This window comes from Microcoleus sp. LEGE 07076, assembly GCF_015207455.1.
Lineage (GTDB): Bacteria > Cyanobacteriota > Cyanobacteriia > Cyanobacteriales > Microcoleaceae > Microcoleus.
Genome location: NZ_JADEWV010000471.1, coordinates 1 through 1,280 on the forward strand (window position 1 = coordinate 1; position 1,280 = coordinate 1,280).

Annotated in this window: 1 protein-coding gene; it reads right to left on the reverse strand. The window is 45.2% G+C overall.

Translation table 11 applies throughout. The annotated features are described in order from the left end of the window. Positions 1 to 182 precede the first annotated feature (182 nt). Positions 183 to 1,061: a carbohydrate ABC transporter permease gene (locus IQ270_RS30340; RefSeq protein ID WP_193976793.1), complete on the reverse strand. Its 879-nt coding sequence runs from the start codon at positions 1,059 to 1,061 to the stop codon at positions 183 to 185. Between the last annotated feature and the right edge of the window lie 219 nt (positions 1,062 to 1,280).

Here is a 1,280-nt window from a genome sequence, read left to right on the forward strand (position 1 = left end):
TCTGATGGCTAATCTACTCAACAATATTCCTATACATCTTGAGCGTTGGAGCTCTTTCCCTGAAACTCCTGTGGATGCCTTTTATGCTTGTAACTCCTCCTAATTGTAAAAAACCTACACCTGTCAGCACGGGGGCACCGCCCCTACTGACTAATGACTAATGACTAATGACTAATGACTCCTCAATCATTGCGAGTCAAACCCTGAAGGCTAACTTGCAAAACTGACAAACCCAAAATCAGCAAAAACAACACCAGGGCGATCGTACAAGCATAACCAATTTCCAAATCCTTAAAAGCCCGTTCGTAAAGATAATAAACAACAGTCTTAGAACTATTGCGAGGGCCGCCCTGAGTCATAATATAAACTTCTTCAAAAACCTTAGTAGCAGAAATAGCCGAAATCACCGCCACCAAAATTAAATAAGGCTTCATCAGCGGCACAGTAATATCCCAGTGTTTTCGCAAACCTTCGGAACCATCAATAGCAGCCGCTTCATAAAGTTCTGCCGGAATAGATTGCAGCCCCGCCAAATAAATTACCATGTAATAACCCAAGCCTTTCCAGACAGTAACTGCCATCACGCTAAAGAGTACCACCTTGGGGTTGGCCAGCCAAGAAACCGGAGGCAAACCCAGCAATTCTCCCAACTGATTCAGCAATCCTGTCTCAGCAAACAGCCACTTCCAAGCAATCCCGGCGACAACCATCGAAATCACCGCAGGCGTGTAGTATGCTGCGCGGAACCAGTTCATCCCCCGCAGCTTTTGATTGCACAAAATCGCCATTCCCAACGGTAGAACAACCAATACAGGCACAACACAGATCAGATACAGCAGCGTATTGGTCAAAGTTTGCCAAAAAGTGCGATCGGCCCACAGCCGCTCAAAATTCTTCAAACCCACCCACTGTGGCGCTTGCGTCAAGTCATATTCGTAACTCGTAAAACTCAAATAAAAAGCTTGCAGCGCAGGCCACAATACAGTCAAACTCAACACAAGTAAAGCCGGAAATAAAAACAAATAAGGAGTGAGGTTTCGTCGGGAAAAATTCAAATACATAATGATGGGTAATTAGTCTTGGTTAATAATAAGACGGCGGTTGCAACCGCCGTCTTATTTTATCTTCAACCCGCTCCCGTCGGGTGAGTGTCTGTGTAGACGCGGTTTCAAGAGACTGTTGGCGAATTAAAAAAGGGTGAAACCAAACATCCCACGAGCGTGGAAAAAAACTATGATGAGGCAGAGGGAAAAAGAGCCGAAAAACGAGATACACGGGTC